This window comes from Pseudomonas sp. MOIL14HWK12:I1, assembly GCF_000510705.1.
GTDB lineage: Bacteria > Pseudomonadota > Gammaproteobacteria > Pseudomonadales > Pseudomonadaceae > Chryseomonas > Chryseomonas oryzihabitans.
Window position 1 is genome coordinate 310603 of record NZ_AZNY01000006.1, and the last position, 24212, is coordinate 334814.

Below are 24212 nucleotides of genomic sequence, written 5' to 3' on the forward strand. Positions count from 1 at the left end.
CAAACCTAGCAAACCCCCGCGCCCGCTTTTCATCGAGCGGGCACGGGGCCGGGTTCGCTCAGCCCGCGAAAACCCCTCGAGGACAGCGCCATGCCAACAACAATCACCGGCCTGCAGATCGAAGACATCCGCTTTCCCACCAGCCAGGCGCTGGATGGCTCCGATGCCATGAATCCGGATCCGGACTACTCCGCCGCCTACGTCATCCTGCAGACCGACCAGCCGGGGCTGGAGGGTCACGGCCTCACCTTCACCATCGGCCGCGGCAACGAGATCTGCTGCGCCGCCCTGCGCGCCCTGGAGCCGCGGGTGCAAGGCCTGACCCTGGAGTGGATTCAGGAAGACCCGGGCCGTTTCTGGCGCCACATCACCGGCGACAGCCAGCTGCGCTGGATCGGCCCGGACAAGGGTGCCATCCACCTGGCCACCGGCGCGGTGGTCAACGCCGCCTGGGACCTCTGGGCGCGCGCCGTGGGCAAGCCGGTGTGGCGCCTGGTGGCGGAGATGAGCCCCGAGGAACTGGTGCGCTGCATCGACTTCCGCTATCTCACCGACTGCATCACCCCCGAGGAAGCCCTGGCCCTGCTGCGCCAGCGCGCCGAGGGCAAGGCCGAGCGCCTGCAGCGCCTCGAAGCCGAGGGCTATCCCTGCTACACCACCTCGGCCGGCTGGCTCGGCTATCCCGACGACAAGCTGCGCCGCCTCTGCCAGGAGGCCATCGACGCCGGCTTCTCCCACATCAAGCTCAAGGTCGGTCGCGATCTCGCCGACGACATCCGCCGGGTGCGCATCGCCCGCGAGGTGATCGGCCCCGAGCGCCATTTGATGATCGACGCCAACCAGGTGTGGGAAGTCGGCGAGGCCATCGACTGGGTACGCGAGCTGGCCTTCGCCCAGCCCTGGTTCATCGAGGAACCCACCAGCCCCGACGACGTGGAGGGCCATCGCGCCATCCGCGCGGCGGTGGCACCGGTCAAGGTGGCCACCGGCGAGATGTGCCAGAACCGCATCCTCTTCAAGCAATTCATCATGCGCGGCGGCCTGGACGTGGTGCAGCTCGACGCTTGCCGCCTGGGCGGCCTCAACGAGGTGCTGGCGGTGCAGCTGATGGCCGCCAAGTACGACCTGCCGGTCTGCCCCCATGCCGGCGGCGTGGGCCTCTGCGAATACGTGCAGCACCTGGCGATGATCGACTACCTCTGCGTCGCCGGCACCCATGAGGGCCGGGTGGTGGAATACGTCGACCACCTCCACGAACACTTCGAGGACCCCTGCCGGGTGCGCGGCGCCGCCTATCTCGCGCCCCAGGCGCCAGGGTTCTCCATCGCCATCAAGGCCGCCTCCCGGGCGCGCTATCGCCATGCCGGAGGGCAGCCGTCATGAGCCCGCGCCTGGATGCCCACCAGCACTTCTGGCGCTATCGGCCGGCCGAATTCGCCTGGATCGACGGGCGCATGCCCGGGCTGCAGCGGGACCATCTGCCCGCCGACCTGGAGCCGCACCTGCAGCGGGCCGGCTTCGACGGTTGCATCGCCGTCCAGGCGCGCACCCTGGAAGAGGAGACGGACTTTCTGCTCGACCTCGCCGCCCAGACGCCCTGGGTGCAGGCGGTGGTCGGCTGGACCGATCTGCGCGCCGCCGACCTGGTGGCGCGCCTGGAACGGCGCCAGGGCAGTCGTCACCTGCGCGGCTTTCGCCATCCGGTGCAGGACGAGGCCGATCCAGGCGCCTGGCTGGCCGATGCCGCCGCCAACCGGGGCGTCGCCACCCTGCAGCGGCATGGCTATCTCTATGAACTGCTGATCCACGCCGAGACCCTGCCCGCCGCCACCGCCTTCGCCGCCCGCCATGACCACGGCGTGCTGGTGCTGGACCACCTGGGCAAGCCACCGGGCCGGGTCGCGCCCGCCGACTACGCTCGGCTGCTGGCGCCCCTGGCGCGGCTGCCCCATGTGCATTGCAAGCTGTCCGGACTGGTCACCGAGGCCGACTGGCAGGGCTGGCAGGCGGAGCAGTTGCTGCCCTATGCCCGTATCGCCCTGGAGGCCTTCGGGCCGGAGCGCCTGCTGTTCGGCTCCGACTGGCCGGTTTGCACCCTGGCCGCCAGCTACGCCGAGGTGGTCGACCTGGCCGAGCAGGCATTGCTGGAGCTCACGACGGGTGAGCGCGCCGCGGTCTTTGGCGGCAACGCGGCCCGGCTCTATGGTCTGGGCACCCAGCCACGGGAGGCAGTGGCATGAATCTGCACCTGACCGACAAGGTGTTCCTGGTCAGCGGCGGCGGCTCCGGCATCGGCGCCGCCATCTCCCTGGCCCTGGCGACCGAGGCCGCCATCCCGGTGATCCTCGCCCGCGAGCCGCTGGCAGCCGACTTCGCCGCGCAACTGGCCGAACGGCAGCCCAGGGCTCGGGCCTTCACCGTGGAGCTGTGCGACGAAGCCGCCTGCGAGCGGACCGTGGCCGCCGTGCAGGATGCCTATGGGCGCATCGATGGACTGGTCAACAACGCCGGAGTCAACGATGGCGTCAGTCTCAGCGCCGGTCGCGCCGCCTTCGTCGCCTCCCTGGAACGCAACCTGGTGCACTACTACCACCTGGCGCATCTCTGCCTGCCGGCATTGCGCGCCAGCACCGGCGCCATCGTCAACATCGCTTCCAAGACCGCCCTCTCCGGCCAGGGCGACACCAGCGGCTACACCGCGGCCAAGGGCGGCGTGCTGGCCCTGACCCGCGAGTGGGCCGCCTCGCTGCTGGACGACGGCATCCGCGTCAACGCGGTGATCCCCGCCGAGGTCATGACCCCGCTCTACGAACGCTGGCTGCAGGGCTTTCCCGACCCCGCCGCCAAACTCGCCGCCATCACCGCGCGCATCCCCCTCGGCCGCCGCATGACCACCCCGGAGGAGATCGCCGACACCGTGGCCTTCCTGCTCTCGCCACGCTCCAGCCATACCACCGGCCAATGGCTGAGCGTGGATGGCGGCTATCTGCATCTGGATCGGGCGTTGACGTGAGGGAATGAGGCGGAGGAGCAGGAAGGCGCCCTCACCCCAGCCCTCTCCCNGACGGAGAGGGGGTGGTATTGTGATGGCGGCAGGGTTTGGCGTTAGCCGAGATCATCGATACGTGGAAAACGCTGCGCGGTTTTCCACCCTACCCATCCGCCGTAGGTTGGCGAGAGCGAGCTCCCGTAGGGTGGACAACGGCGCAGCCTTGTCCACGCGCCGGGCACCAAAACCGCCGTTGGAGTGCAGGCCTGCCGCTGTGGCCACCCTCACCCCAGCCCTTTCCCCGGGGGAGAGGGGGCGGTATCGGAGTTAGCGGTTGGATCATCCATACGTGGTTTCCACCCTACCCATCCGCCGTAGGTTGGCGAGAGCGAGCTCCCCTAGGGTGGACAACGGCGCAGCCTTGTCCACGCGGCAGGCACCGCTAGCGCTTCGGGCTCAACGGGCTGTCGTCCAGATCCTCGCGCTCTTCGGTGGTGGTGGTGTTGGCCGAATCCGGCACGTCGCCGTATTCGTCGTAGTCGTGGGGGGTCTGCTTATCATCCGCGGGTTCGGGATTCATGGGGTACTCCGCTCGTAGAGGCACCCTTGGTGGAGTCCGCCGGCCCCGGCGGCGTTCCCCCTAGACCAGCGCCACCAGACGTTCGGCCACCCGGTCGAAGGGTTCGATGCTGCGCTGGGCGCGGCACAGCGGGATCACCCCCTGCACCGCCGCCACCAGCAGCGTGGCCAATCCCGCTGCCGCCTCCGGCGCATGACCATGCTCGACCAGCGCCACCTGCAGCCGAGCCTCCCAGCGGCGATAGATGCCCGCCGCCGCGTCCAGCTCGCGCTGGGCGATCTCGTCCACCGGTTCTTCCACCGCCACCGCCATCACCGGGCAGCCGACGCGAAAGTCCGAGTCCAGCAGGATGTCGCGCCAGAGTCGCAAGAAGCCCTGGATTCCCGCCAGGGCCCCAGCCTGCAGCTGGCGTTCCAGGTCGCGACTGACCTGGGCGCCGGCCAGCTCCACCGCCTCCACCACCAGCTGGTGCTTGCCACCGGGGAAGTGATGATAGGTGGACCCCAGCGGCGCCTCGGCGCGCTTGATGGTCTCGCGGATGCTGGTGGCATTGAGGCCGTGCTGCGCCAGCATGGCCGAAGCCGCCACCACCACCCGTTCCCGTACCGTCGACTGCTCGGTCATCCATTCTCCTTGCTATGACAGTCGTCATAATCTACCGTCCAGGCATTATAACAACTGTCATAGGGACCACCCCATGCCCAGCGACGCCCTCGTCGAGGAGCTGATCACCGCGGACGGTTATCGCCTCAGCACCAGTCGCTATCCCGCCCAGGGGCCGCTGCAGGGACGGCTGATCGTCGCCGGCGCCACCGCCGTGCCCCAAGGCTTCTATCGACGTTTCGCCCAGCACGCCGGGGCCCGCGGTTTCGAGACCCTGACCTTCGATTACCGCGGCATCGGCCGTTCGGCGCCGGCCTCGCTCAAGGGCTTTCGCATGGACCTGCTGGACTGGGCGCGCCAGGACCTCGCCGCCGCCGTGGACAGCATGGCCCAGGGCGACGTCCCCCTCTACCTGGTCGGCCACTCCTATGGCGGCCATGCCTTCGGCCTGCTGCCCAACCACGCCAAGGTGGCCGGCTTCTATGTCTTCGGCACCAGCGCCGGCTGGTACGGCTATATGCCGCCGCTGGAAAGACTCAAGGTGCTGACCATGTGGAAACTGGTCCTGCCGGTGCTGACCTGGTGGAAGGGCTACTGCCCCTGGAGCGCCCTGGGCCTGGGCGAAGACCTGCCGCGCGACGTCTATCGCCAGTGGCGCCACTGGTGCAGCTATCCCCACTACTTCTTCGACGACCCGGCCATGCAGGGCATCGAAGCCGGCTACGCCGCGGTGCGCACCCCCATCGTCGCGGTCAACGCCCTGGACGATCTCTGGGCCACCCCGCAATCGCGCGATGCCTTCATGCAGGCCTATCGCAACGTCGACCTCCAGCGCGAAGACCTCGACCCCCGCCAGCACGGCGGCGCCATCGGCCACATGGGCTATTTCCGCGCCAGCGCCCAGCCGCTGTGGGATCGCGCCCTGGACTGGTTCGCCGCCCTGCCGCGGATGCCCAACCCCGGTTGAGTAGTGGCTGGGCGCACGGCTTAGCGCTCTTGGCCAGGACTGGACGGGCCGACATCGCCAGCCCGCACCGCTTAAAGTCAGTGGATTAAGCCCTGACTGCTGTGACCGTCTGAAGGGTCGTGGTGACAGCTCGTCGGCTCCGATAGCCGCGTCTTAGGTTGCTGCCACGGCTTTGCTAAAAGCCGGCCCCTGGCTACTCGCGGGTTTCAACCCTATCGCACGCAAAATCGTCCGACTTGATTGCGCGAACGGATGCGATTCCGGCACTTCGCCAGCCTTGACGCTCTGCTACCCGCCACCTACCGTGAACTCCATCACAAGGAAGCAGCCGTCACGATCCCTCGTCTCGGCCCCGGCCAGGACGCCGCCATGCCACCCAAAGACCGTCACGGCAAGACCGCGCAAGACTACCGCGCCGCGCTCATCGCCGAACTCGACGCCGTTCCCGACTACCACCGCCGCCGCAAGGCTCAGCGTTCTACCCTGCTATTCGTCTGGCTACTGGTGCCTGTCGATAGGCTGCATCCTCACAAAGTTTGTGTGTGTAAATTTCATAGCCTGCATCCCATAAAGGTACAAGCTAAATATTCGACCATTAAAATTCAAAAATTCGAAATCACCAATCAGACCCGATTAACCGTACATTGGCATTCAAGTCAGACCTATAGCTTTTAACGCTATTTAAAGCCATCCACTTATTCTAGGCAAATATATTCAGGTCAGCAAAATTTGCCCAGCCAAAATATTAGAAATAACAGCATAAAAAAGCAAGATAAACTTTTAGCCATACAAACGAATACACCAAAACCCGATTAGCGCTCATAGACAAGGAACAGAGATGAACGGAATTATAAATAAGATCTCGAAAATCAGAAATATCGCTGTTTTTGACGACTTCGATTGGGCTAAATCCGTTAGAGACAAAGGAAATAATGTAGCCGAGTTTAAAGCGCTAAACATAATATACGGGAGAAATTATTCCGGAAAAACCACCTTATCAAGAATAATAAGATCACTAGAAACCGGAAACATATCTGAAAACTACAGCAGCCCAGAATTTGAAGTGATTTTTAATAAAAAGGAGATTGCAAGCCATATAAACAGAAACAGCCACAACCTAAACATTCGAGTATTCAATGAAGATTTTGTCAAAGAAAATTTGAAATTCATTTCAGATGACTCGAAATCTATAAGTCCATTCGCAGTATTAGGAGAGAATAACTCTCAAATCGAGGAAAAAATCTTAGCTCTTGAGCTAGAGCTTGGAAGCCAAAACTCAGGAGTCTTAGGCAGCCTGGAAGTTGCAAATCAAAAATACCTTTCAACCACCACCGAACTCAAAAGAAAAGAAGACCACTTAGATTCTAGACTGAAAGACAAGGCGAACAAGCCGAGCACAGGAATAAAACATAACAAATACTTTGGAGACGCCAATTACAATATAAACAAACTAAATTCAGATATAAAAACAGTTAGCCTGGAAAGCTATATCGATATCGACTTGGAAGTTATCAGCGCGCACCACTCACTTTTAAAGGAAGAACTTAAGCCGGAAATAGCCACACCCAAAAGAATTGAGACACCATTGGAATCTCTACTCGACAAGGCAAAACTACTCGTAGAGAAAAAGATTCCTCTATCTGACAGACTGCAAGAGCTTTTAAACGATACCACGTTGGAAAACTGGGTTCGCCAAGGAAAACTAATACACGAAGACAAAAAAGATCATTGCGGATTTTGTGGAAACCCTATAAGCAAGAGCCTTTGGAAAAAACTAGACGACCATTTCAACCAAGAATCGGAGTTTTTACGCATCGAAATCCAACAACACATTTCCAAAATAAATACCGAAAAAACAAATATAGAAAAACACACTACAATTAAGCCGTCAGAACTCTATTCAGTATTTTCAAAAGACCTAGAAACTATTGAATCAATATTTCATACCGCCAAGCTTGAGCAAATAGACACACTAGAAAGTGTTGCAGCGCAGCTATACAACAGAAGCCTGAATATATTCAAGCCACTTACCTTCATGGAGGTAAAAAATTCTAAATCGTCAATTCTTGAAGCGCAAGACGACCTTGAAGCAATAATAAAAAGATCGAACGAGTTCTCTTCTATCCTCGATGCAAAACAGCAAGAGTCGCGCCAAGCACTAAGGCTGCATGAAGTATTCATTTTTTTGATAGATATTGACTATAACTCTGCTCTAGATGAAATCCAAAAGCTAGCAAAAGAACAGCAAGCCGATTTGACTAGAAAAAACCTACTACTCGATCAAGTCAATAATTTAAAAAATCATATCTCTAGCCTACGAGCACAACTGAAGGATGAAAGCAAAGGCGCTGAAAAGGTCAACGAATACTTAGACAATTTTTTTGAACACCAAGGACTACAATTAACTTCAATCGAAGAGCCTAGCACAGAGAACTACAAATCTATTCGATTCGAAGTAAGTCGCAAAGGAGCTAAAGCTTTCCACCTTAGCGAGGGGGAATGCAGTCTAATTGCGTTTTGCTATTTTATGGCAAAACTAAACGACCATGAGACAAAAGGAAAGCAACCTATAATCTGGATTGATGACCCTATCTGCAGCCTCGACTCTAATCACATTTTTTTCGTATACAGCCTAATACATGCGGAGATAATGTCGCCAGAAACCCGCATTGAAGACGGCGAAGAAAAAAAGATACCCAAGCATAGTCAACTTTTTATATCGACGCACAACCTGGAATTCTTGAAGTACTTAAAGAGACTACCAGGCGCAGGTAGTAACAAAACCTCTGAATATTTTACGACAAACAGAGTAAACAGCAGCAGTCAAATAAAGATAATGCCCGATTACCTTAAAAACTACGTGACTGAATTCAACTATCTGTTTAGCGAGATATACAAATGCTCGCAGCTAGAACATATTGACGACGGAAACTATACCGCATTCTACAACTTTGGCAATAATGCAAGAAAATTTTTCGAGATATACCTTTATTACAAATACCCAGATCGTGGAATGACTGATGAAACGATTGAAAAATTCTTTGGGGACGATATACCAGCAATACTGACCAACCGTATAAACAATGAGTACTCGCACCTAGCAGGAGTTTTTGAGCGAGGTTCAACGCCAGTTGAAATACCCGAGATGCAAATTTCTGCCAAACTAATTATAGAATGCATCAAAAAAAATGACCCGCACCAATACCAATCCCTTTTAAAAAGCGTTGGAATCCATAACTAGCGCGCTCCTAAATAGCAAATTCAAGCAGCTTTTTAATCTTTCAAAAGATCTCACTAGTGCTTTTAATAACTAGTGAGATCGAGACAGACGGACCCCACAATCAAATGCATGTAAAACTCAAGATAAAACATATCTAGAAAGCTATATTTCCGGACTCAGCCATCAGTAACAGCTCTACAATAAAAGTCAAAAACCGGCTCGGAGTGATAATTCAAAAATTATCACTCTTTCGATCTATTGTGCATGTGACGTCATAAATCAGACCATCCTTCTGTAGTAGACCCCGCCCTTCTCCTTAATTTTTAGCCTCTACTGCAAACAAAAGCCTCACAAGGACCGTCCCCATGCAAACCTCCCGCTCCCTCATGGTCGCGTTGCTGCTGGCCAACACCGGTGCCGCCTGGGCCGCATCCAATACGGCCAACGTCCAGCAGAACGGCGGCTTCAATGTGGTGAACCTGAACCAGGGCAGCGAGCTGTCGGCGCGTAACCAGGCAGATATCCAGCAGAACGGCAGTTTTCTCAATGCCCAGGTCACCCAGCAGAACGATGCCGACGACCGCGTGCGGGTGGTGCAGACCAATGCCAGGAGCGTGGTCGAGGTCAATCAGGTCTGGGGGTCGCAGCGCCTGGTGGATATCGAGCAGCGCGATGGCGGCTATGACCGGGTGCAGATCGATCAGGGACCGGGCAGCGGCAACGAGACGGTGGTGCGGCAGAGCGGCTTGCGGCAGGACACCTATGTCCACCAGGATGGCGGCTATCACCGGATCGACATCGAGCAGAGCAGCTACGCCGCGGGCCAGAACACCCTGACGGTCCGCCAGGATGGACTCAACGGCAAGCTGGACCTGGCTCAGAACGGTGACCGCCAGGACCTGCAGGTGACCAGCTTCGGCCTGCGCAACGAGGCCTGGGTGAGTCAGAACGGCGAGGACTCGACCACGATCGTCGAGCAGCGCGGCAATGACAACTATGTCGGCCTCAAGCAAGGCGGCGAGCGGGTGGATTCCAAGGTGGTGCAGGAGGGCAACGGCAACGATGCCCGCGTTCGGCACTCCAGCAGCTACTCGCGGCCCAGTACCGTCGACATCGCCCAGCGCGGCGATCTCAACCGCGCGGACGTGAATGTCTATGGCGTGGGCAGCAAGCTGACCCTGGCGCAGACAGGTAACGGCAATGGCGCCTCTGCCACCGTCTCCGGCGAGGGTAATCAGCTGGATCTGGCGTCCAACGGCGACGCCAATGGCATCACTGCCTATTACCTGGGCAACGACGGCCAGCTGAAGGTCGATCAGCAGGGCGACAATCTTGGGGTGACGGCCTACGTGACCGGTAATGCTTCCAGCATCACCGTCGCCCAGAGCGGCAGCCAGCACACCGCCGACCTCACCCAGAGCACCGCGGGCAATGCCATCAACCTGACCCAGAGCGGCTTCTCCAACCACGCCGTCATCAGCCAGTAGCCAGGCATCAGCGGGGCCCCTCCGGCGGCCGCCGAGGGCCCCGCCGCCACTCTCGCTCAATCTTTGCCCCACGCGGCCGTTATCCTTGAGATGTACCTTTCAAGGAGTCCGCGATGTCCAGCACGCTGTCGGTGAATGGCATCGGCCACGGCATCTTGCGCGCGCCCACGCTCAGGCTGGGTGGCGCGACGGCCAAGCCCACCGCCGAGGAAGAGGCGGCCAAGGTCGAGCGATCCAAGAAGCCCAAGGGGATCGGCAAGCCCAATCCGCTGAACCAGATCAAGGACCAGGCCGAAGCCGACGCTGCCCCTGCCAGCGAGAAGGGCAGCACCGGCAACAAGACCCTGGATACCCTGCAGAAGGCCATCGACATGGCCAAGCGGCAACTGGAGCTGGCGCAGAAGCAATTGCGCGCGGTGGAAGCCCAGAGCAAGGGCGGCAGCAAGGCCGAGCAGGAAGCCAGCCAGGCTGCGCGCGAAGCCGCCCAGGCCAATGTCGCCGCCGCCAGCCAAGCCCTGACGACGGCCTACGCCGCCTATACCGAAGCCCTGAAGAAAGCCGGCGAAAGCACTGGCGGAGTGAGCGCCAAGGCCTGATGCTGGCTAGGCGCACCTGCTCGCACTACGGCAGCAAAGAAGGCAGCAGCTGAAGCCTCTACCCCTTCACCCTGAAGCTCAGCCGCAACTCGGTGCCGCGCTCGCCGGCGCGGGACCATTGGGCGTGGGCGCCGATCTGGCCGGCGAGGCCCTCGATCAGCTTCATGCCGGTGCCCGAGCCGGGCTTGCGGGCGGAGGTCTGCAACGGCAGGCCCTTGCCGTCGTCCTGGATGCGCACGCGCCAGGTGTCGTCCTCGGCGAGGTCGATGTCCACCGCCAGCAGGCCGCCCTCGCCCTCGAAGGCATACTTGAGGCTGTTGGAGGCGAATTCGGTGAGGATCATGCCCAGGGGCACGGCGGTGTCCGGGTCCAGGTCGACGTCGGCGATGTTGATCTGCAGCCGCACCTGGCCGGAGTGCTCCTGGTGCAGGTGGCAGAGATTCTCCAGCAGCTGCATGACGAAGGGCCGCAGCCGCAGTTGCTGGGCGGTGTTGGCCGCATAGAGCTGCTCGTGGACCAGGCGCAGGGCGTCGATGCGCGCGCCGATGCCCTGCAGCTCCTGGCAGGCCTCGTCGGACTGAGCCGCGCGGGATCTCAGCCAGACCAAGCCGGCGATGATGGCGATGTGGTTCTTGATGCGGTGCTGCATCTCCTGCATCAGCCGGGTGTTGGCCTGCAGGGCGTCGTTGAGGTCGCTGCTCTTGAGCAGGCGGTCGATGACCGGGCCGAGGATGGTGGCGTAGGTGCGCAGGAATTCCACGTCTTCTTCGCCGAAGTCCCGCGGCTCGCGCGCATCGACCTGCAACAGGCCATAGGGCCGGCCGCCGGGCAGGAAGATCGGCACGTTCACCAGCGCCTGGACGCCGTGCTCGCGCAGGAAGTCGGCCAGGTCGAAGCGCTCTTCCTGGTGGATGTTCGGGGTGATGACCGGGCGGCTGACCTTGATCGAATAGGCTTCGGAGGAGCGCTCGCCGAGGGACACCTTGGCCTGGCCCACCACCCCGGGTTTCCAGCCGACCCCGGCGCGGACCAGCGCCTGGTGCTCGCCGCGCTCGATCTCCAGCACCTTGGACAGCTCGGTGCCGAGGGCATCGCCCACCAAGTGGCAGGCGCGCATGAGGATCTCGTCCAGGTCCTCGCAGCGCAGCGCGAAGTCGCCAAAGTCCGCCAGCAGCTTTTGCCGCTGGGTAAGGGCCTGGACCCGCTGTTCATCGTTCATCGAAGGCTTTCCTTCTAGCATGAGCAAGGCACCGGGATAACGGCGTCAGCGAGCGCTGACCCGGGCCATCCGCCGTCGCTAGTCGTCCGGATATATCTCGTCCGCGGTGATGGCCGGCAGGCTGCCGATGGCGCGTAATTCGTTGATGGCGTCGCGGATCACCTCGTAGAGCAGCGCGGTGTTGCGCACCAGGGTCTGGTTGAGCACGCGCGACACCCGCGCCGGCCGGGCGGGATCGATGAGGGTGATCAGGAGGTTGTCACCCTGGGACTGGATCTCGTGCTTGATGGGCGGGTCCAGCGCCGCCAACTGGCTTTTCAGTGCTTGCATGCCGTCTATCCACAGAAGGTCGTTTCTGAATAGTCGGACTGGAAACAACGATCGGGCGTTCAGTGCGTCGAGGGTGACGCACCGAACGGCTGGCGCAGCGCCTCAGAGGGGCGCGTCTTCCTCGCGATAGATCCGCATTCCACGCGCCTGGTAGTTGGCCAGCGCGGCGGGATGATCCAGGGTGCAGGTATGCACCCAGACGCGCTCGGTGCCGGGCCACTCCCAGGCGGAACGGAGTGCATGGCTCAGCAACGGACCGCCGAAGCCCAGGCCCATGAAGGCGCCGGCCAGGCCGAAGTAGCGGATCTCGACGTTGCGGCCGTCCGGGCGGTACAGCTCGTAGTAACCGGCGATAGCGCCGCGGTGATAGGCGACCCAGGTGCGGTGCCCGTCCTGCTCCACCAGCGCGCGCCACTGGGCGTCGCTCCAGCCGTTCAGATCGCTCCAGTCCCAGGCCTGGCCGACCAGGGCATAGAGAAAGCGATTGAATTCGGGTTGCGGCACCTCGCACTCGACGATCTGCAGGTCGGGCCGTGGCGGCTTCTCGCGCAACTCGGTCGAAGCCGTCATTTCGAGGTAGAAGGTGGTGCAGGTCCGGTCCATCGCCAAGACTCCCTGGAAAAGGTCAGACCCGATTGTGACCAGAGCGACAGGGGTGGTGCCAGTCTGATTGCGACGCTCGCGGAAAGCGGATCGCCGCAGGTGTCGTGGCTACCCGGCTACCGCGGCCCCGGCGGCCCGACCGCGCCAGGCCAGCGCCAGGGTCATCAGCAGGCCCAGGGCGGCCATGCCGGCGCCGGCCAGGGAGATCGCCGGATAGCCGAGACCGGCGTCGATCACCGCGCCGCCCAGGGCCGCACCGAGGGCATTGCCCAGGTTGAAGGCGCCGATGTTGACCGCCGAAGCCAGGTTGGGGGCGTCCTTGGCGGCTTCCATCACGCGCATCTGCAGCGGCGGCACCAGGGCGAAGCTGGCGATGCCCCAGACGAGGATGGCCACGGCAGCCGCCAACGGCCAGCGCATCAGCACGCTGAAGGCCAGCAGCACCACGATGAGCACGCCCAGGGAGGCGATCAGGGTGCGGTCGATGGATTTGTCCGCCGCCTTGCCGCCCCAGAGGTTGCCCAGGGTCAGGCCAACGCCGAACAGCACCAGCATGGCGGTAATGAAGGCCGTGGAGCCATGGGTCTCGCGGGCGAGGATCGGCGCGATATAGGTGAAGACGGTGAACATGGCACCGGAGCCGACCACGGTCAGACCCAGGGCGGCCAGCACCGGCGGGCGACCCAGCACGCGGATCTCGGCCAGTACCCCGTCGCTCGGCGGCAGGGCCACGTTGGGCAGGGCGAACCAGAGCGCGGCCATGGTCAGCAGGCCGAGTCCGGCGATGCCCCAGAAGGCCTGGCGCCAGCCGAGCAATTCGCCGAACCAGGTGGCCAGGGGCACCCCGCCGATGGTCGCCAGGGTCAGGCCCATGAACATGGCGGCGACCGCCCCGGCGCGCTTGTCCGGGGCGACCACGCTGGCCGCCACCAGGGCGCCGACGCCAAAGAAGGCGCCATGGTTGAGCGAGGTCACCACCCGGGCGATCAGCAGGCTGGTGTAGTCGGTCGCCAGCGCCGACATCAGGTTACCGAGGGTGAAGATGGCCATCAGGCCGATCAGCAGATGACGGCGCGGAATGCGGCCGGTGGTCAGGGTCATCAGGGGCGCGCCGATCAGTACGCCCAGGGCATAGGCGCTGATCAAGAGACCCGCCGCCGGAATGGACACGCCAAGATCGGCGGCGATGCCCGGCAGCATGCCCATGGGCGCGAATTCGGTGACGCCGATGCCGAAGGCACCGGTGGCCAGGGCCAGCAGGGGTGGATTGATACGCATGGGAAAGGCTCCTTATCTATGCTGCGAATGCTAAGCTCCCCGCTCAAGCGCCGGTAGACGGCGGTTTTGGCATGCACCTTTGCCCTGGAGTCACAAGTGGATCTGAATGGTCGCTCGGGAGAGATGGCGGTATTCGCCCAGGTGGTGGAGGCCGGCAGCCTGTCCGCCGCCGCCAGAGCCCTGCGCCTGACGCCTTCGGCGGTGAGTCGCTCCATCGCCCGTACCGAGCAGCGCCTCGGCACGCGACTGCTGTTGCGCACCACCCGGGCCATCACCCTCACGGTCGAGGGCGAGGCCTATCTGCGCGCGGCGCGACGGATCCTGGCGGACCTGGCCGAGGTGGAAGACGCCATCGCCGACCAGGGCGTACCGCGTGGGCGCCTGCGCGTCAGCGCCGCCCTCGGCCATGGCCGCATGACCATGGTGCCGCTGGTGGCGGCCTTCAGCGCCCGCTATCCGGACATCGTCGTGGACCTTGCGCTGGGCGACGAGGTGGTGGACATCCTCGCTGGCCAGGCCGACGTGGCGATCCGCTTCGGCCAGCTGGCCGACAGCCCCCTGAGCGCCCGCCCCATCGGCGTCACCGGGCAGGTGGTGGTGGCCTCGCCGGCCTATCTCGCCCGCCACGGCACACCCCAGGTGCCGGAAGACCTGCTCAACCACAACTGCCTGAGATTCAACTTTCGCCGCGCCCTGCCCGACTGGCCCTTCGTGCGTGATGGCCAGGCCTTCGCCCTGAAGATCAGCGGCAACATCGAGTGCAACAGCGGCGAGGCCCTGGCGCTGCTGGCCCGCGAAGGCGCCGGCATCGCCCGCATCGGGGAATTCAGCGTGGCCGACGACCTGCGCAGCGGCGCCCTGGTGCCTTTGCTGGAGGCCTGGAATCCGGGCGATCTGGAGCCCATCCACGCGGTCTTCGTCGGCGGCTCGACCATGCCGGCGCGGGTACGGGTGTTCGTGGATTTCCTGGTGGAGCGGCTGGGCAGCTGACGCCCTCAGGCGAAGCGCCCGTCCCGCTTGAAACGCTCCGTGGCTTCGATCAGGGCACTGGTGGTGCCGGGCTCCGTGGGCGCATGGCCGGCGTCGTTGACGATCTTGAGCACCGAGCCGGGCCAGGCCTTGTGCAGCCGGTAGGCAGAATTGGGTGTGGCGATCATGTCGTGACCGCCCTGGACCAGGTAGCAGGGCAGCTGGCGGATGCGCGCCAGGCCCTGGATCAACTGGTCTTCTTCGAGAAAGAGCTGATGCTTGAAGTACCAGGCGTCGAGCACGGCCATGCCCAGGGTGGTCTGCTCGTCGGCGGCCTGGGCCTCCACGCCTTCCGGATCGTGACGCAGCAGGGAACAGCTGGCTGAATAACGTACCCAGGCCCGGGCGGCCTCCAGGCGCGCCTGCGGGTCTGCGCCGAGCAGACGTTCGAGGTAGGCGTCCAGAGCGGCATCGCGCCGGTCTTCCGGAATCCAGCTGACGAAATCCTCGTAGGCACGGGGGAAGAAGCGCCGCATGCCGTGCAGGTACCAGTGCACCTCGTCGGAGGTGCCGAGAAAGATGCCGCGCAGCAGGAAACCCAGGCAGCGCTCGGGATGGGCTTCGCCATAGGCCAGCGCCAGGGTGGTGCCCCAGGAGCCGGCGGTGAGCAGCCAGCGCTCGATGCCCAGGTGCTCGCGCAACCGTTCAAGGTCATCGATGAGGTGCTGGGTGGTGTTGTCGCGGGTTTCGGCCAGGGGGGTGGATCTCAGGGCGCCGCGCTGATCGAACAGCACGATGCGGTAGTGATCCGGATCCCAGAAGCGCCTCTTGCTGGGCTCGGCCCCTTCGCCCGGTCCGCCGTGCAGGTAGACCACCGGCACGCCCTGGGGATTGCCGCATTCCTCCCAGTAGAGTTCGTGCAACGCGCTCACTCGCAGCCGACCGCTGCGGTTGGGCTGCTCGATTTCCGGAAAGAGCTGGTAGGTGACGGCGCAGGGTGCATCCATGGTCGTTTCTCAGGTGGGCTTCGAGGTAGCTGAGCCAGCGCCGGCCGCCCGAGTTCCAGTCGAAGCGGCGCCGCAAAACGGCTGCCTGCCGCACCCGTGCCGGGCTGCACGCCAAGCGCCGGTGGGCTTGCGGGGCTCAAGGCGGGCCCTTCGCGAAAACCCCTCGCGCCGCGCCTGCGGCGCGGCCCGTTGGTCGGAACGGGACTGCCACGCGCCCTGGGGAACTCCAGCCGGCATCCCCGCCCTAATCCCCCACGCCTGCACTCGTGGCGCCCCTTCGCTGACTCGAAACGTTGCATTCGTTCGCTTCGCTGGCCTGGGGGCGCCCGCTGCCGGCCCCCTTCGTGTCTTGCCAGGATCCCGCTCTGCCATGTCCGCTTCCGCTTCCCCCGCCGTCGACCCCGACCAGAAGGCTTCGGCCCGCCGGCTGATCTTCATTACCGTGCTGGTCGCCACCATGGGCGCCCTGGCCTTCGGCTACGACACCGGCATCATCGCCGGCACCCTGCCCTTCATGACCCTGCCACCCGACCAGGGCGGCCTGGGCCTCAATGCCTATACCGAGGGGCTGGTTACCGCCGCCCTGATCGTCGGCGCGGCCTTCGGTTCGCTGGCGGCGGGTTATCTCGCCGATCGCTATGGCCGCCGCACCACCCTGCGCCTGCTGTCGATCCTCTTCGTCGTCGGCGCCCTGGGCACCGCGGTGGCGCCCTCGGTGGAACTGATGGTGGTCGCACGCTTCGTGCTCGGCCTGGCGGTGGGCGGCGGGTCGGCCACGGTGCCGGTGTTCATCGCCGAGATCGCCGGCCCCAAGCGCCGCGGTCGCCTGGTGAGTCGCAACGAACTGATGATCGTCAGCGGCCAGCTGCTGGCCTATGTGCTCAGCGCCCTGCTCGCCTGGCTGGTGCACGACAACGGCATCTGGCGCTACATGCTGGCCATCGCCATGGTGCCGGGCATCCTGCTGTTCGCCGGTACCTTTCTCTTGCCCACCTCGCCGCGCTGGCTGGCGGCCAAGGGTCGGATCGAAGAAGCCGAAGCCGTGCTGGAACGCCTGCGCGACACCCCCGAGGAGGTGCAGCGCGAGGTCGAGGAGATGCGCGAGAGCGAGGAACAGGCCAGGCATCGCCCGCCATTGCGCGAATTGCTGAGCCAGGGCTGGGTGGTCAAGTTGCTCCTGCTGGGCATCGGCCTGGGCTTCGTCGCCCAGTTCACCGGGGTCAACGCCTTCATGTACTACACGCCGATCATCCTCAAGAGCACCGGCATGGGCACCAGCGCGGCCCTGACCGCCACCATCGGCAACGGCGTGGTCTCGGTGATCGCCACCCTGCTCGGCATCTGGGCCATCGGCCGCGCCGGACGCCGTACCCTGCTGCTGATCGGCCTGGTGATCGTGGTCGTCGCGCAACTGGCGCTGGGCAGCGTGCTGCTGTGGCTGCCACAGGACCTCACCCAGAGCTACCTGGCGCTGGCCTGCATCCTGGTGTTCCTGCTGTTCATGCAGATGTGCATCGCGCCGGTCTACTGGCTACTGATGTCCGAGCTGTTTCCCAACCAGGTCCGTGGCCTGCTGACCGGGGTGGCGGTGGCCGTGCAGTGGCTGTGCAACGCCACCGTGGCCTTCAGCTTTCCGGTGGCCCTGGAAGCCATCGGCAACTACACCTTCTATGTGTTCGCCGCCATCAACCTGGGCTCGTTGTTGTTCGTCTATTTCTGCCTGCCGGAGACCCGCGGCAAGTCCCTGGAAGAAATCGAACGTCATCTGAAGAAAGAGTTATAGCGGGTCGTTAGCCGACCGATCGGCGATTTTCCGGCTTGCTACGGACCAGATGGAATAATTTCTCATCCCGTATCAAGTCGGACTTTTCCGGGCCGATGCAGAGTGAAGGCATGTCGCCGTCATTCTTCGCGCCAGGGCGCGACCGGGGCTTTCGATGAACATCAAGCAAAAACTCACCTCGCTTTTCGCGGTAACCGCCTGCCTCCCGGTGATCCTGGTGGCGGGCGTGGTCATCATGAACGTGCGCAGCCAGGCCACCGGCGACTTCCTCGACGGCAGCGGGCGCGAAATCCGCCAGATCGACCGCAACATCCAGCAGTTCTTCTCCGGCATCCAGCAGAACGTCGACTTCCTCGCCAAGGAGCCGAACATCGTCGCGCTGCAAGGCCTGAAGAACTACAGCGGCGCCGACGCCGCCCAGTTGCCGCAGCCGGAAGCCGGCCAGCAGGCGCTGGCCTATTTCACCCGCTTCGCCAAGACCCACCCCACCACCGCCTACCTGTCGGTCGGCCTGGCCGATGGCGGCTATGTCAGCTGGCCGGACGACGCCAAGCTGGCCAACTACGATCCGCGCGTGCGCCCCTGGTACCAGGCGGCCATGAACAATCCCGGCAAGGTGGTGCGCACCCCGGCCTACTACTGGGCCACCGACGACGTCTCGCTGATGGGCGTGGTGCGGACCATGGAAGACGCCAGCGGCAAGGTCCGCGGCGTGGTGGGCCTGGACATCTCGCTCAAGCAGCTCACCGATCTGGTCAAGAGCATCACCCTGGGTCAGAGCGGCTACCTGCTGCTGGCGGAAGACAGCGGCAACGTGCTGGTCGACCCGCGCGACCCCAAGCACAACTTCAAGCAGCTCAAGGAGCTGGGCGACGCCTACCAGACCCTCAGCGGCATCCAGAGCGGGCTGGGTGAGGTCAATCTCAACGGCACCGACTACATGGTCAACGTCTACCCGGCCAAGGACCTCGGCTGGAAATTCATCGGCCTGATCGAGCGCAGCGAAGTCATGGGCAAGGCCACCGCCCTGACCTGGCAGATCGCCGGCATCACCGCGGTGCTGGCGCTGCTGTTCGCCGTGCTTGGCGCCGCCTTCGCCGGCATGATCGTGCGGCCGATCCGTGGCGTCTCCGCCGGCCTCGAATCCATCGCCCAGGGCGAAGGCGATCTGACCAAGAGTCTCAGCGTCCAGGGCAAGGACGAAACCGCCACCCTGGCCGGCTGGTTCAACCAGTTCCTCGCCAGCATCCGCCAGCTGGTGCAGCGCATCGGCCAGGCCTCCAACGACCTGCAACAGGCCTCGCAGACCACCACCCAGGCGGCGATCAGCATGAACGAGGTCGCCGGGCGCCAGCGCGAAGCCGTGGAGCTGGTCTCCACCGCCTTCAACGAGATGGTCGCCACCTCCAACGAGGTCGCGCGTTCCTGCAGCCAGGCCGCGGCCTCCGCCGACGCCGGTCATCACAAGGTGCAGGAAGGCTACGGCCAGATCGAGAAGGCCACCGGCAACGTCAACCAGCTCAGCGGCAGCCTGGCCCAGTCGGCCCAGGCCATGGCGGTGCTGGAACAGGACAGCCACAACATCAACACCATCCTCGACACCATCCGCGGCATCGCCGAACAGACCAACCTGCTGGCGCTCAACGCCGCCATCGAAGCGGCGCGGGCCGGCGAGCAGGGGCGTGGCTTCGCCGTGGTGGCCGACGAGGTGCGGGCCCTGGCCAAGCGCACCGCCGACTCCACCGGCGAGATCGACGGCCTGCTCGGCAGCCTGGCGCGGCGCACCCAGGAGGTCACCCGCCAGATCGAGACCAGCCTGGAGCTGTCGCAGACCAGCGTGGCCTCCATCAGCGAGGCGCGTGGCAGTTTCGAAGGCATCCGCCAGTCGGTGGACGAGATCCGCGACCAGGCCCTGCAGATCGCAGCGGCGGCCGAGGAACAGCACCAGGTGGCCGAGGACATCAACCGCCACATCGCCCAGATCCACGACGACGCTCAGCAGGTGGAAGGCCTGGCCCAGTCCACCACCCGCGACTCCTCGCGCCTGTCGCAACTGTCGGGCGAACTGGACGGCCTGGTGCGGCGCTTCAAGGCGTGATGACTGTTTGACGGTAGCAGAAGCCCCGCGGGTGATCCCCCGGGGCTTTTTGTTGGCCGAGATTCCGGGACGCGTGGATAAGGCTGCGCCGTTATCCACCCTACGGACGTTGAACCTCCCTGCTACGCCGGACAGCCCCCTCTCCCCTGGGAGAGGGGGCCTTCAGCCAAACCGTAGCGTGGAAAACGGCGCAGCCTTTTCCACTGGCTGGTCGGGCATCTCGTTGGGCTTCGCTGCGCTCAACCCAACCTACGGGACTGGTGGTAGCAGTCGCCCCTCGGGTTACTCCAGCGGGACTCTTTGTAGACCGGGCGTTCGGGAACGCGTGGATAAGGTTGCGCCTTTATCCACCCTACGGACGTTGAACCTCCCCGCTGCGCAGGACAGCCCCCTCTCCCCCTGGGAGAGGGTTGGGGTGAGGATGCCTTGAGCCAAGCCGTAGCGTGGAAAACGGCGCAGCCTTTTCCACTGGCGGATCGAGCCCAACAGCCCCCCTCAAGCCCCGGACGGCAGACCCTGGTCGCGATCGCCACGCAGGTTGCTGTGGGCGGCCTTGCAGATCTCGCGCAGGCCGCTCTTGAGGCCCTCTTCGAGAGTGGGGTGGTAGAAGGGCATGTCCAGCAGCGAGCTGGCGGTCTCGCCGTGGATCAGCGCCAGCACCAGCAGATGACCGATATGGTCCATGCCCGGTCCGACCATGGCCGCGCCGGTCAACTTGCCGGTACCCGGTTCGGCATAGAAGCGGGCGATGCCCTGGTTGCGCGCCTCGACCCGGGCGCGGCCCTGGTCGTGGTAGGACGAGGTGCCGATCAGACTGCCCTGGTCGGGCAGACTGCCCAGCACGGCCACCGGAGGATCGGTGAAGATCAGCGAAAACAGCGGCGATCTAGGAGTCGGTCGGACCTCGGGATAGCAGGCGGCATTGTGCCCGGCGATGGCCCCCTCGTCGGAGGCCTCGTGGAGGATCGGCCGGTCATGGTCGGCATCGCCGGCGATAAAGATCGACGAGGAGCCACACTGCATCGTCTCGGGGTCGTAGACCGGGGTGCCATGGTCGTCCAGCTCGATGCCGGTGGTCTCCAGCCCCAGGCCCTTCAGCCGCGGCGGTCGCCCGGCGGCCACCAGCACGTAGTCAAAGTCGCCCTCGCCGCTCGCCGCACCGGACCAGGACAGCCGCACGCCCTCGCCTTCGCGCCGAGCATCCACCTCGACATTGAGGTACAGGGTCAGGTCCTGTTCCAGGATCTTGCGCAACTCGGCCTTGACCTCCAGGTCCTCCAGCGCGCCCAGGCCATCGTCCTGACCGAACAGGGTGACGGCCACACCGAGGCGGGCCATGGCCTGGGCCAGTTCCAGGCCCACCGGACCGGTGCCGATCACCGCCAGCGAACGCGGCAGATCGGGGAGTTCGAAGATCGTCTCGTTGGTCAGCGCCCGCTCGCCGAGGGCGTCGAAGGGTTCCGGCACCAGAGGGTAGGAGCCGGTGGCGATGATCACGCTGCGGGCGCTTATCGTCTTACCATCGCTGAGCTGCAGGCGATCCGGCGCCACGAAGCGCGCCGTCGCGCGCTGGGCCACGCCCTCGGGCAACTTGGCGAAACCCTCCTTGGTGGCGGCGACGAAATGATCGCGCTCGCGCCGCACCCGCGCCATGACCGCCGCGCCATCGACGCTGACGCTGCCCACCTCGATGCCGAAGGTGCCGGCGCGGCGGACGGCATGATGAGCCTCCCCGGCGACGATCAGCAGCTTGGAGGGCATGCAGCCCACGGAGGCACAGGTGGTGCCGGCCCAGCGGTCGTCGATCAGCAGGGTGCGCGCGCCCTGGCGGCGGGCGGCGCGTTCGGCGGCGAGGCCGGCGGTTCCGGCCCCGATCACGGCGACATCACATTCGAGATCGGCGGGGGTCGTAGCGGCTGCAGGGTCACTCATCTCATCACCTGACGTTGTGAAGGGTTACCCGACTCGCGCCAGGTCTCCAGCAAGGGACCCCAAGCGCAACGTTGAGGTTGCATCCCCAAGGCGTGACCCACTTCGACAAAAAACCGACAATTCTTGTCAGGAGCGTCAAATTCCATGCCACTCGTCACCTTATACTGGCCATCTGGAACCATTGAGGGTGTCCTATCCTCAATTAGCCAACTTAAATGGACGCAGGCACTCACATGGAACGTGACATCAGCAAGATTCCGCTCATCAACGATTGGTCCTATCTGATCGCCCTGGAAACCGGCCTGTTCACCCGGGGTGAACTCAGCGGCGCGGTGCTCAAGGCCCTCAATGACCAGGCCCGCCTGCTCTCCCGTCGCTACCTGGTGCAGAAGTCCAAGCTGGACGTACGCAAGCTGACGCCCGCCGAGAGCGAGATCCTCGATACCCTCAGCGACACCGCCGCCAGCCTACGTCGCCGCCAGCGGCTGCCGCACAACATCGTCAAGAGCCTCAGGGCCGGCGGCCTGATCGCCGCGGTCGAGCGCAGCGTCTGCGCCTCGGGCATCCTGCAGTGCCACAACGGCTTCTATGAAGACGGCCTGGAGCCGGGCGCCTTCGAGCGGATCGTCATGCGCCATCCCCATGAATTCGGCGATCACGCCCGCCAGAGCGCCGCCCTCTACTTCGCCCAGGAACCCTTCGCCCTGGAACAGTCGCAAGACGTGCACGACCAGCCGCTGCAGGCCAGCGCCTGATGAGCGAGGCGCACGCAATGACCGGGGCGGCCGGGAGGCCCCAGACCCCGTTCGCCTGCGCGCGTCTCGCCGCCCCCGTTCCCGCGTGCGGTACCGCTTTTCCGGAGTCCTGGCGCATGACGCCCGCTTTCGCGCCGCTCAGCCCCCCATAGCACCCCTGCCCTCGCCGGCCGGCCGATCTCGCTGATCGTGTCGGCTGTCGTCCTTTCGTTGCCGGCCCAGCCGGCAGCGGCCTTTGCCTGCGCGCGTCTTATGACGGGCGTCTCTGCCGATGCCGTTCGCGTCGCCGTCCAGCCGGAGTCCGCTCCCGGAGGGTGGCCGCGGCATGGGCCACGGCTGCGAGGAGCAGACATGACTACCGCCCACGTCCCCCAGGGACGCAACAACTTCGATTTCCTGAGATTCGCCGCGGCCTCCACCGTGGTGATCGGCCACGGCTTCTGGCTCTCGGGGCATATCGGCGCCGAGCCGATCCTCAACTTCACCGGCTTCACCGACGCGGCCAACATCGCCGTCTATGTGTTCTTCGTGATCAGCGGCTTCCTGATCACGGCGTCCTTCCAGCGCAGTCGCAATCCCCTGGACTTTCTGCTCAAGCGCGCCCTGCGGATCTTTCCGGCGCTGATCGTCTCGGTGCTGTTCTCGGTGCTGGTGGTGGGCTGGCTGGCCACCAGCCGGGAAACGAGCGCCTACTTCAGCGATCGTCAGACCCTGGGCTTCTTCAAGAACATCCTCTTGATGACGCGCTTCGAACTGCCCGGCGTCTTCACCGGCAATCCCTTTCCGGACACGGTGAACGGCAGCTACTGGACCCTGCCCTACGAGGTGTTCATGTACCTGTCGCTGCTGATCATCGGGGTGCTGGGGCTGCTGACCCGCTCGGTGGTCATGGCCACCCTGGTGGTGCTGGTGCTGGGCAACTTCCTGCTGCTGCCGCAGATGGGCATCGCCAGCTTCGTGCTGCACAAGGTGTTCAGCCTGGGCATGTTCTTTTTCGCCGGCGCCCTGCTGCAACTCGCGGGACCGCGCATCCCCTGGCGCCTGGAGATCGCCCTGGCGCTCTGCCTGCTGTCGCTGGCGGCCATCGTCTGGCATGTCCTGCCGGTGATCCACCTGGTGTCGCTGGCCTATGTGATCATCTACCTGGCCCAGGTGCAGGTACCGGTGCTGCATGGCTTCGGCCGCTTCGGCGACTATTCCTACGGCCTCTACCTGTTCAACTTCCCGGTCCAGCAACTGCTCATGCACTGGTTTCCCGACAGCTTCTCGCTGCCTGGTTTCCTGCTGGTGAGCTATGTCCTGACCCTGGGGTTCGCGGTGCTCTCCTGGCACCTGATCGAGGCGCCGGCGCTGAGATTCAAGCCGCGGCGCCAGGCCCCGGCGGCGCCGGCCTGAGGCCAGCTGGCCGGGCGTCTCAGCCGAGACGACCGGCCAGGGCAAAACCGGCCAGGGTCAGCAGCAGCGACCCCAGCACATGGATGGTCACGGTGAGCGCCGCCCAGCCCAGGCGGCCGCTCTGCAGCAATCCCACCACCTCGGCGGAAAAGGTCGAGAAGGTGGTGAAGCCGCCACAGAAGCCGGTCACCAGCAGCAGGCGCCACTGGGCTTCCAGCCCCGGATAACGGGAGAACAGCCCCAGCGCCAGGCCGATCACGAAGCCACCGACCAGATTGACCAGCAGCGTGCCCAGGGGCAGCAGCGGAAACAGCGCATTCAGCCGCAGACCGACCCACCAGCGACAGGCGCTGCCGAGGGCACCGCCAAACATCACCGCGAACAGCGCATAGGGCATCTCA

The 24212-nt window shown here is 63.8% G+C and carries 22 protein-coding genes and 1 pseudogene; 14 read left to right on the top strand and 9 right to left on the bottom strand.

The genetic code is table 11. The features are described 5' to 3' along the window. Positions 1-90 precede the first annotated feature (90 nt). From PSEK12I1_RS0105500 to PSEK12I1_RS0105510, 3 genes are read left to right on the top strand one after another with little or no spacing between them, the layout of a single operon-like run. Positions 91-1383: an L-fuconate dehydratase gene (locus PSEK12I1_RS0105500; RefSeq protein WP_027600109.1), complete on the top strand. Its 1293-nt coding sequence runs from the start codon at positions 91-93 to the stop codon at positions 1381-1383. Beyond that, entirely contained in the window at positions 1380-2240 is an 861-nt protein-coding gene (locus PSEK12I1_RS0105505; protein ID WP_027600908.1) for an amidohydrolase, read from the top strand. The genes PSEK12I1_RS0105500 and PSEK12I1_RS0105505 overlap by 4 nt, the downstream gene beginning before the upstream one ends. Continuing rightward, positions 2237-3013 (top strand): SDR family oxidoreductase, encoded by a 777-nt coding sequence (locus PSEK12I1_RS0105510; protein ID WP_027600909.1) that lies wholly within the window; start codon positions 2237-2239, stop codon positions 3011-3013. The genes PSEK12I1_RS0105505 and PSEK12I1_RS0105510 overlap by 4 nt, the downstream gene beginning before the upstream one ends. A gap of 418 nt (positions 3014-3431) precedes the next feature. Here the strand turns inward: PSEK12I1_RS0105510 and PSEK12I1_RS24740 are convergent, their stop codons facing one another. Beyond that, positions 3432-3569, bottom strand: coding sequence for a hypothetical protein (locus PSEK12I1_RS24740; protein ID WP_169742428.1), 138 nt, complete (start codon positions 3567-3569; stop codon positions 3432-3434). 60 nt (positions 3570-3629) lie between these two features. After that, positions 3630-4193, bottom strand: coding sequence for a TetR/AcrR family transcriptional regulator (locus PSEK12I1_RS0105520; RefSeq protein ID WP_027600910.1), 564 nt, complete (start codon positions 4191-4193; stop codon positions 3630-3632). A gap of 73 nt (positions 4194-4266) precedes the next feature. Here PSEK12I1_RS0105520 and PSEK12I1_RS0105525 point away from each other — a divergent pair, with 73 nt between their 5' ends. From PSEK12I1_RS0105525 to PSEK12I1_RS0105540, 5 genes are all read left to right on the top strand, one after another. After that, a complete protein-coding gene (locus tag PSEK12I1_RS0105525) occupies positions 4267-5139 on the top strand; it encodes an alpha/beta fold hydrolase (RefSeq protein WP_027600911.1) in 873 nt (290 codons plus the stop codon). Positions 5140-5508: 369 nt separating this feature from the next. After that, positions 5509-5814, top strand: a complete 306-nt coding sequence (locus PSEK12I1_RS24550; protein ID WP_155951355.1) for a hypothetical protein — start codon at positions 5509-5511, stop codon at positions 5812-5814. Between the two features lie 163 nt (positions 5815-5977). Next, a complete protein-coding gene (locus PSEK12I1_RS24255; protein WP_081737462.1) occupies positions 5978-8380 on the top strand; it encodes an AAA family ATPase in 2403 nt (800 codons plus the stop codon). 344 nt (positions 8381-8724) lie between these two features. Next, complete coding sequence (locus PSEK12I1_RS0105535) at positions 8725-9846, top strand: PPE repeat-containing protein (protein WP_027600912.1); 1122 nt, start codon at positions 8725-8727, stop codon at positions 9844-9846. Positions 9847-9959: 113 nt separating this feature from the next. Further along, positions 9960-10442 carry a hypothetical protein gene (locus tag PSEK12I1_RS0105540; protein WP_027600913.1) on the top strand — a complete coding sequence of 161 codons (483 nt, stop codon included), beginning with the start codon at positions 9960-9962 and terminating at the stop codon, positions 10440-10442. Positions 10443-10500: 58 nt separating this feature from the next. Here PSEK12I1_RS0105540 and PSEK12I1_RS0105545 read toward each other — a convergent pair whose 3' ends face one another. The 4 genes from PSEK12I1_RS0105545 to PSEK12I1_RS0105560 all read right to left on the bottom strand — a co-directional run bounded on the left by PSEK12I1_RS0105545 (position 10501) and on the right by PSEK12I1_RS0105560 (position 13872). Beyond that, the gene (locus tag PSEK12I1_RS0105545; RefSeq protein ID WP_027600914.1) at positions 10501-11661 is read right to left on the bottom strand and encodes a sensor histidine kinase; all 1161 of its coding nucleotides are present in this window, start codon (positions 11659-11661) and stop codon (positions 10501-10503) included. A gap of 78 nt (positions 11662-11739) precedes the next feature. Continuing rightward, positions 11740-11991 carry a hypothetical protein gene (locus PSEK12I1_RS23575; RefSeq protein WP_042136971.1) on the bottom strand — a complete coding sequence of 84 codons (252 nt, stop codon included), beginning with the start codon at positions 11989-11991 and terminating at the stop codon, positions 11740-11742. Between the two features lie 102 nt (positions 11992-12093). Further along, positions 12094-12594 (bottom strand): GNAT family N-acetyltransferase, encoded by a 501-nt coding sequence (locus tag PSEK12I1_RS0105555; RefSeq protein WP_027600915.1) that lies wholly within the window; start codon positions 12592-12594, stop codon positions 12094-12096. Between the two features lie 108 nt (positions 12595-12702). Beyond that, the gene (locus PSEK12I1_RS0105560) at positions 12703-13872 is read right to left on the bottom strand and encodes an MFS transporter (protein WP_027600916.1); all 1170 of its coding nucleotides are present in this window, start codon (positions 13870-13872) and stop codon (positions 12703-12705) included. A gap of 96 nt (positions 13873-13968) precedes the next feature. On the opposite strand from PSEK12I1_RS0105560, the gene PSEK12I1_RS0105565 reads away from it, so the two are divergent. Next, on the top strand, positions 13969-14862 hold the full coding sequence (locus PSEK12I1_RS0105565) for a LysR family transcriptional regulator (RefSeq protein WP_027600917.1): 894 nt from the start codon (positions 13969-13971) through the stop codon (positions 14860-14862). A 5-nt stretch (positions 14863-14867) separates the two neighbouring features. Here the strand turns inward: PSEK12I1_RS0105565 and pip are convergent, their stop codons facing one another. Continuing rightward, positions 14868-15848 (bottom strand): prolyl aminopeptidase, encoded by a 981-nt coding sequence (pip, locus tag PSEK12I1_RS0105570; protein WP_027600918.1) that lies wholly within the window; start codon positions 15846-15848, stop codon positions 14868-14870. A gap of 370 nt (positions 15849-16218) precedes the next feature. Between pip and PSEK12I1_RS0105580 the strand changes: the two genes are divergently transcribed. The 3 genes and pseudogenes from PSEK12I1_RS0105580 to PSEK12I1_RS25215 all read left to right on the top strand — a co-directional run bounded on the left by PSEK12I1_RS0105580 (position 16219) and on the right by PSEK12I1_RS25215 (position 19729). Continuing rightward, positions 16219-17631, top strand: coding sequence for a sugar porter family MFS transporter (locus tag PSEK12I1_RS0105580; protein ID WP_027600919.1), 1413 nt, complete (start codon positions 16219-16221; stop codon positions 17629-17631). A gap of 235 nt (positions 17632-17866) precedes the next feature. Next, positions 17867-18874: pseudogene (locus PSEK12I1_RS25210) on the top strand (cache domain-containing protein); the annotation flags it as partial. 87 nt (positions 18875-18961) lie between these two features. Then, positions 18962-19729 (top strand): methyl-accepting chemotaxis protein, encoded by a 768-nt coding sequence (locus tag PSEK12I1_RS25215; RefSeq protein WP_371099676.1) that lies wholly within the window; start codon positions 18962-18964, stop codon positions 19727-19729. A gap of 495 nt (positions 19730-20224) precedes the next feature. Here PSEK12I1_RS25215 and PSEK12I1_RS0105590 read toward each other — a convergent pair whose 3' ends face one another. Further along, entirely contained in the window at positions 20225-21661 is a 1437-nt protein-coding gene (locus tag PSEK12I1_RS0105590) for a dihydrolipoyl dehydrogenase (RefSeq protein WP_027600921.1), read from the bottom strand. A 233-nt stretch (positions 21662-21894) separates the two neighbouring features. Between PSEK12I1_RS0105590 and PSEK12I1_RS0105595 the strand changes: the two genes are divergently transcribed. Together PSEK12I1_RS0105595 and PSEK12I1_RS0105600 are read left to right on the top strand one after the other, a co-directional pair. Continuing rightward, positions 21895-22416: a hypothetical protein gene (locus PSEK12I1_RS0105595; protein ID WP_027600084.1), complete on the top strand. Its 522-nt coding sequence runs from the start codon at positions 21895-21897 to the stop codon at positions 22414-22416. A 351-nt stretch (positions 22417-22767) separates the two neighbouring features. Beyond that, the gene (locus PSEK12I1_RS0105600; RefSeq protein WP_027600922.1) at positions 22768-23811 is read left to right on the top strand and encodes an acyltransferase; all 1044 of its coding nucleotides are present in this window, start codon (positions 22768-22770) and stop codon (positions 23809-23811) included. 19 nt (positions 23812-23830) lie between these two features. Here the strand turns inward: PSEK12I1_RS0105600 and crcB are convergent, their stop codons facing one another. Then, positions 23831-24208 carry a fluoride efflux transporter CrcB gene (crcB, locus tag PSEK12I1_RS0105605; RefSeq protein ID WP_027600082.1) on the bottom strand — a complete coding sequence of 126 codons (378 nt, stop codon included), beginning with the start codon at positions 24206-24208 and terminating at the stop codon, positions 23831-23833. Positions 24209-24212: the final 4 nt, after the last annotated feature.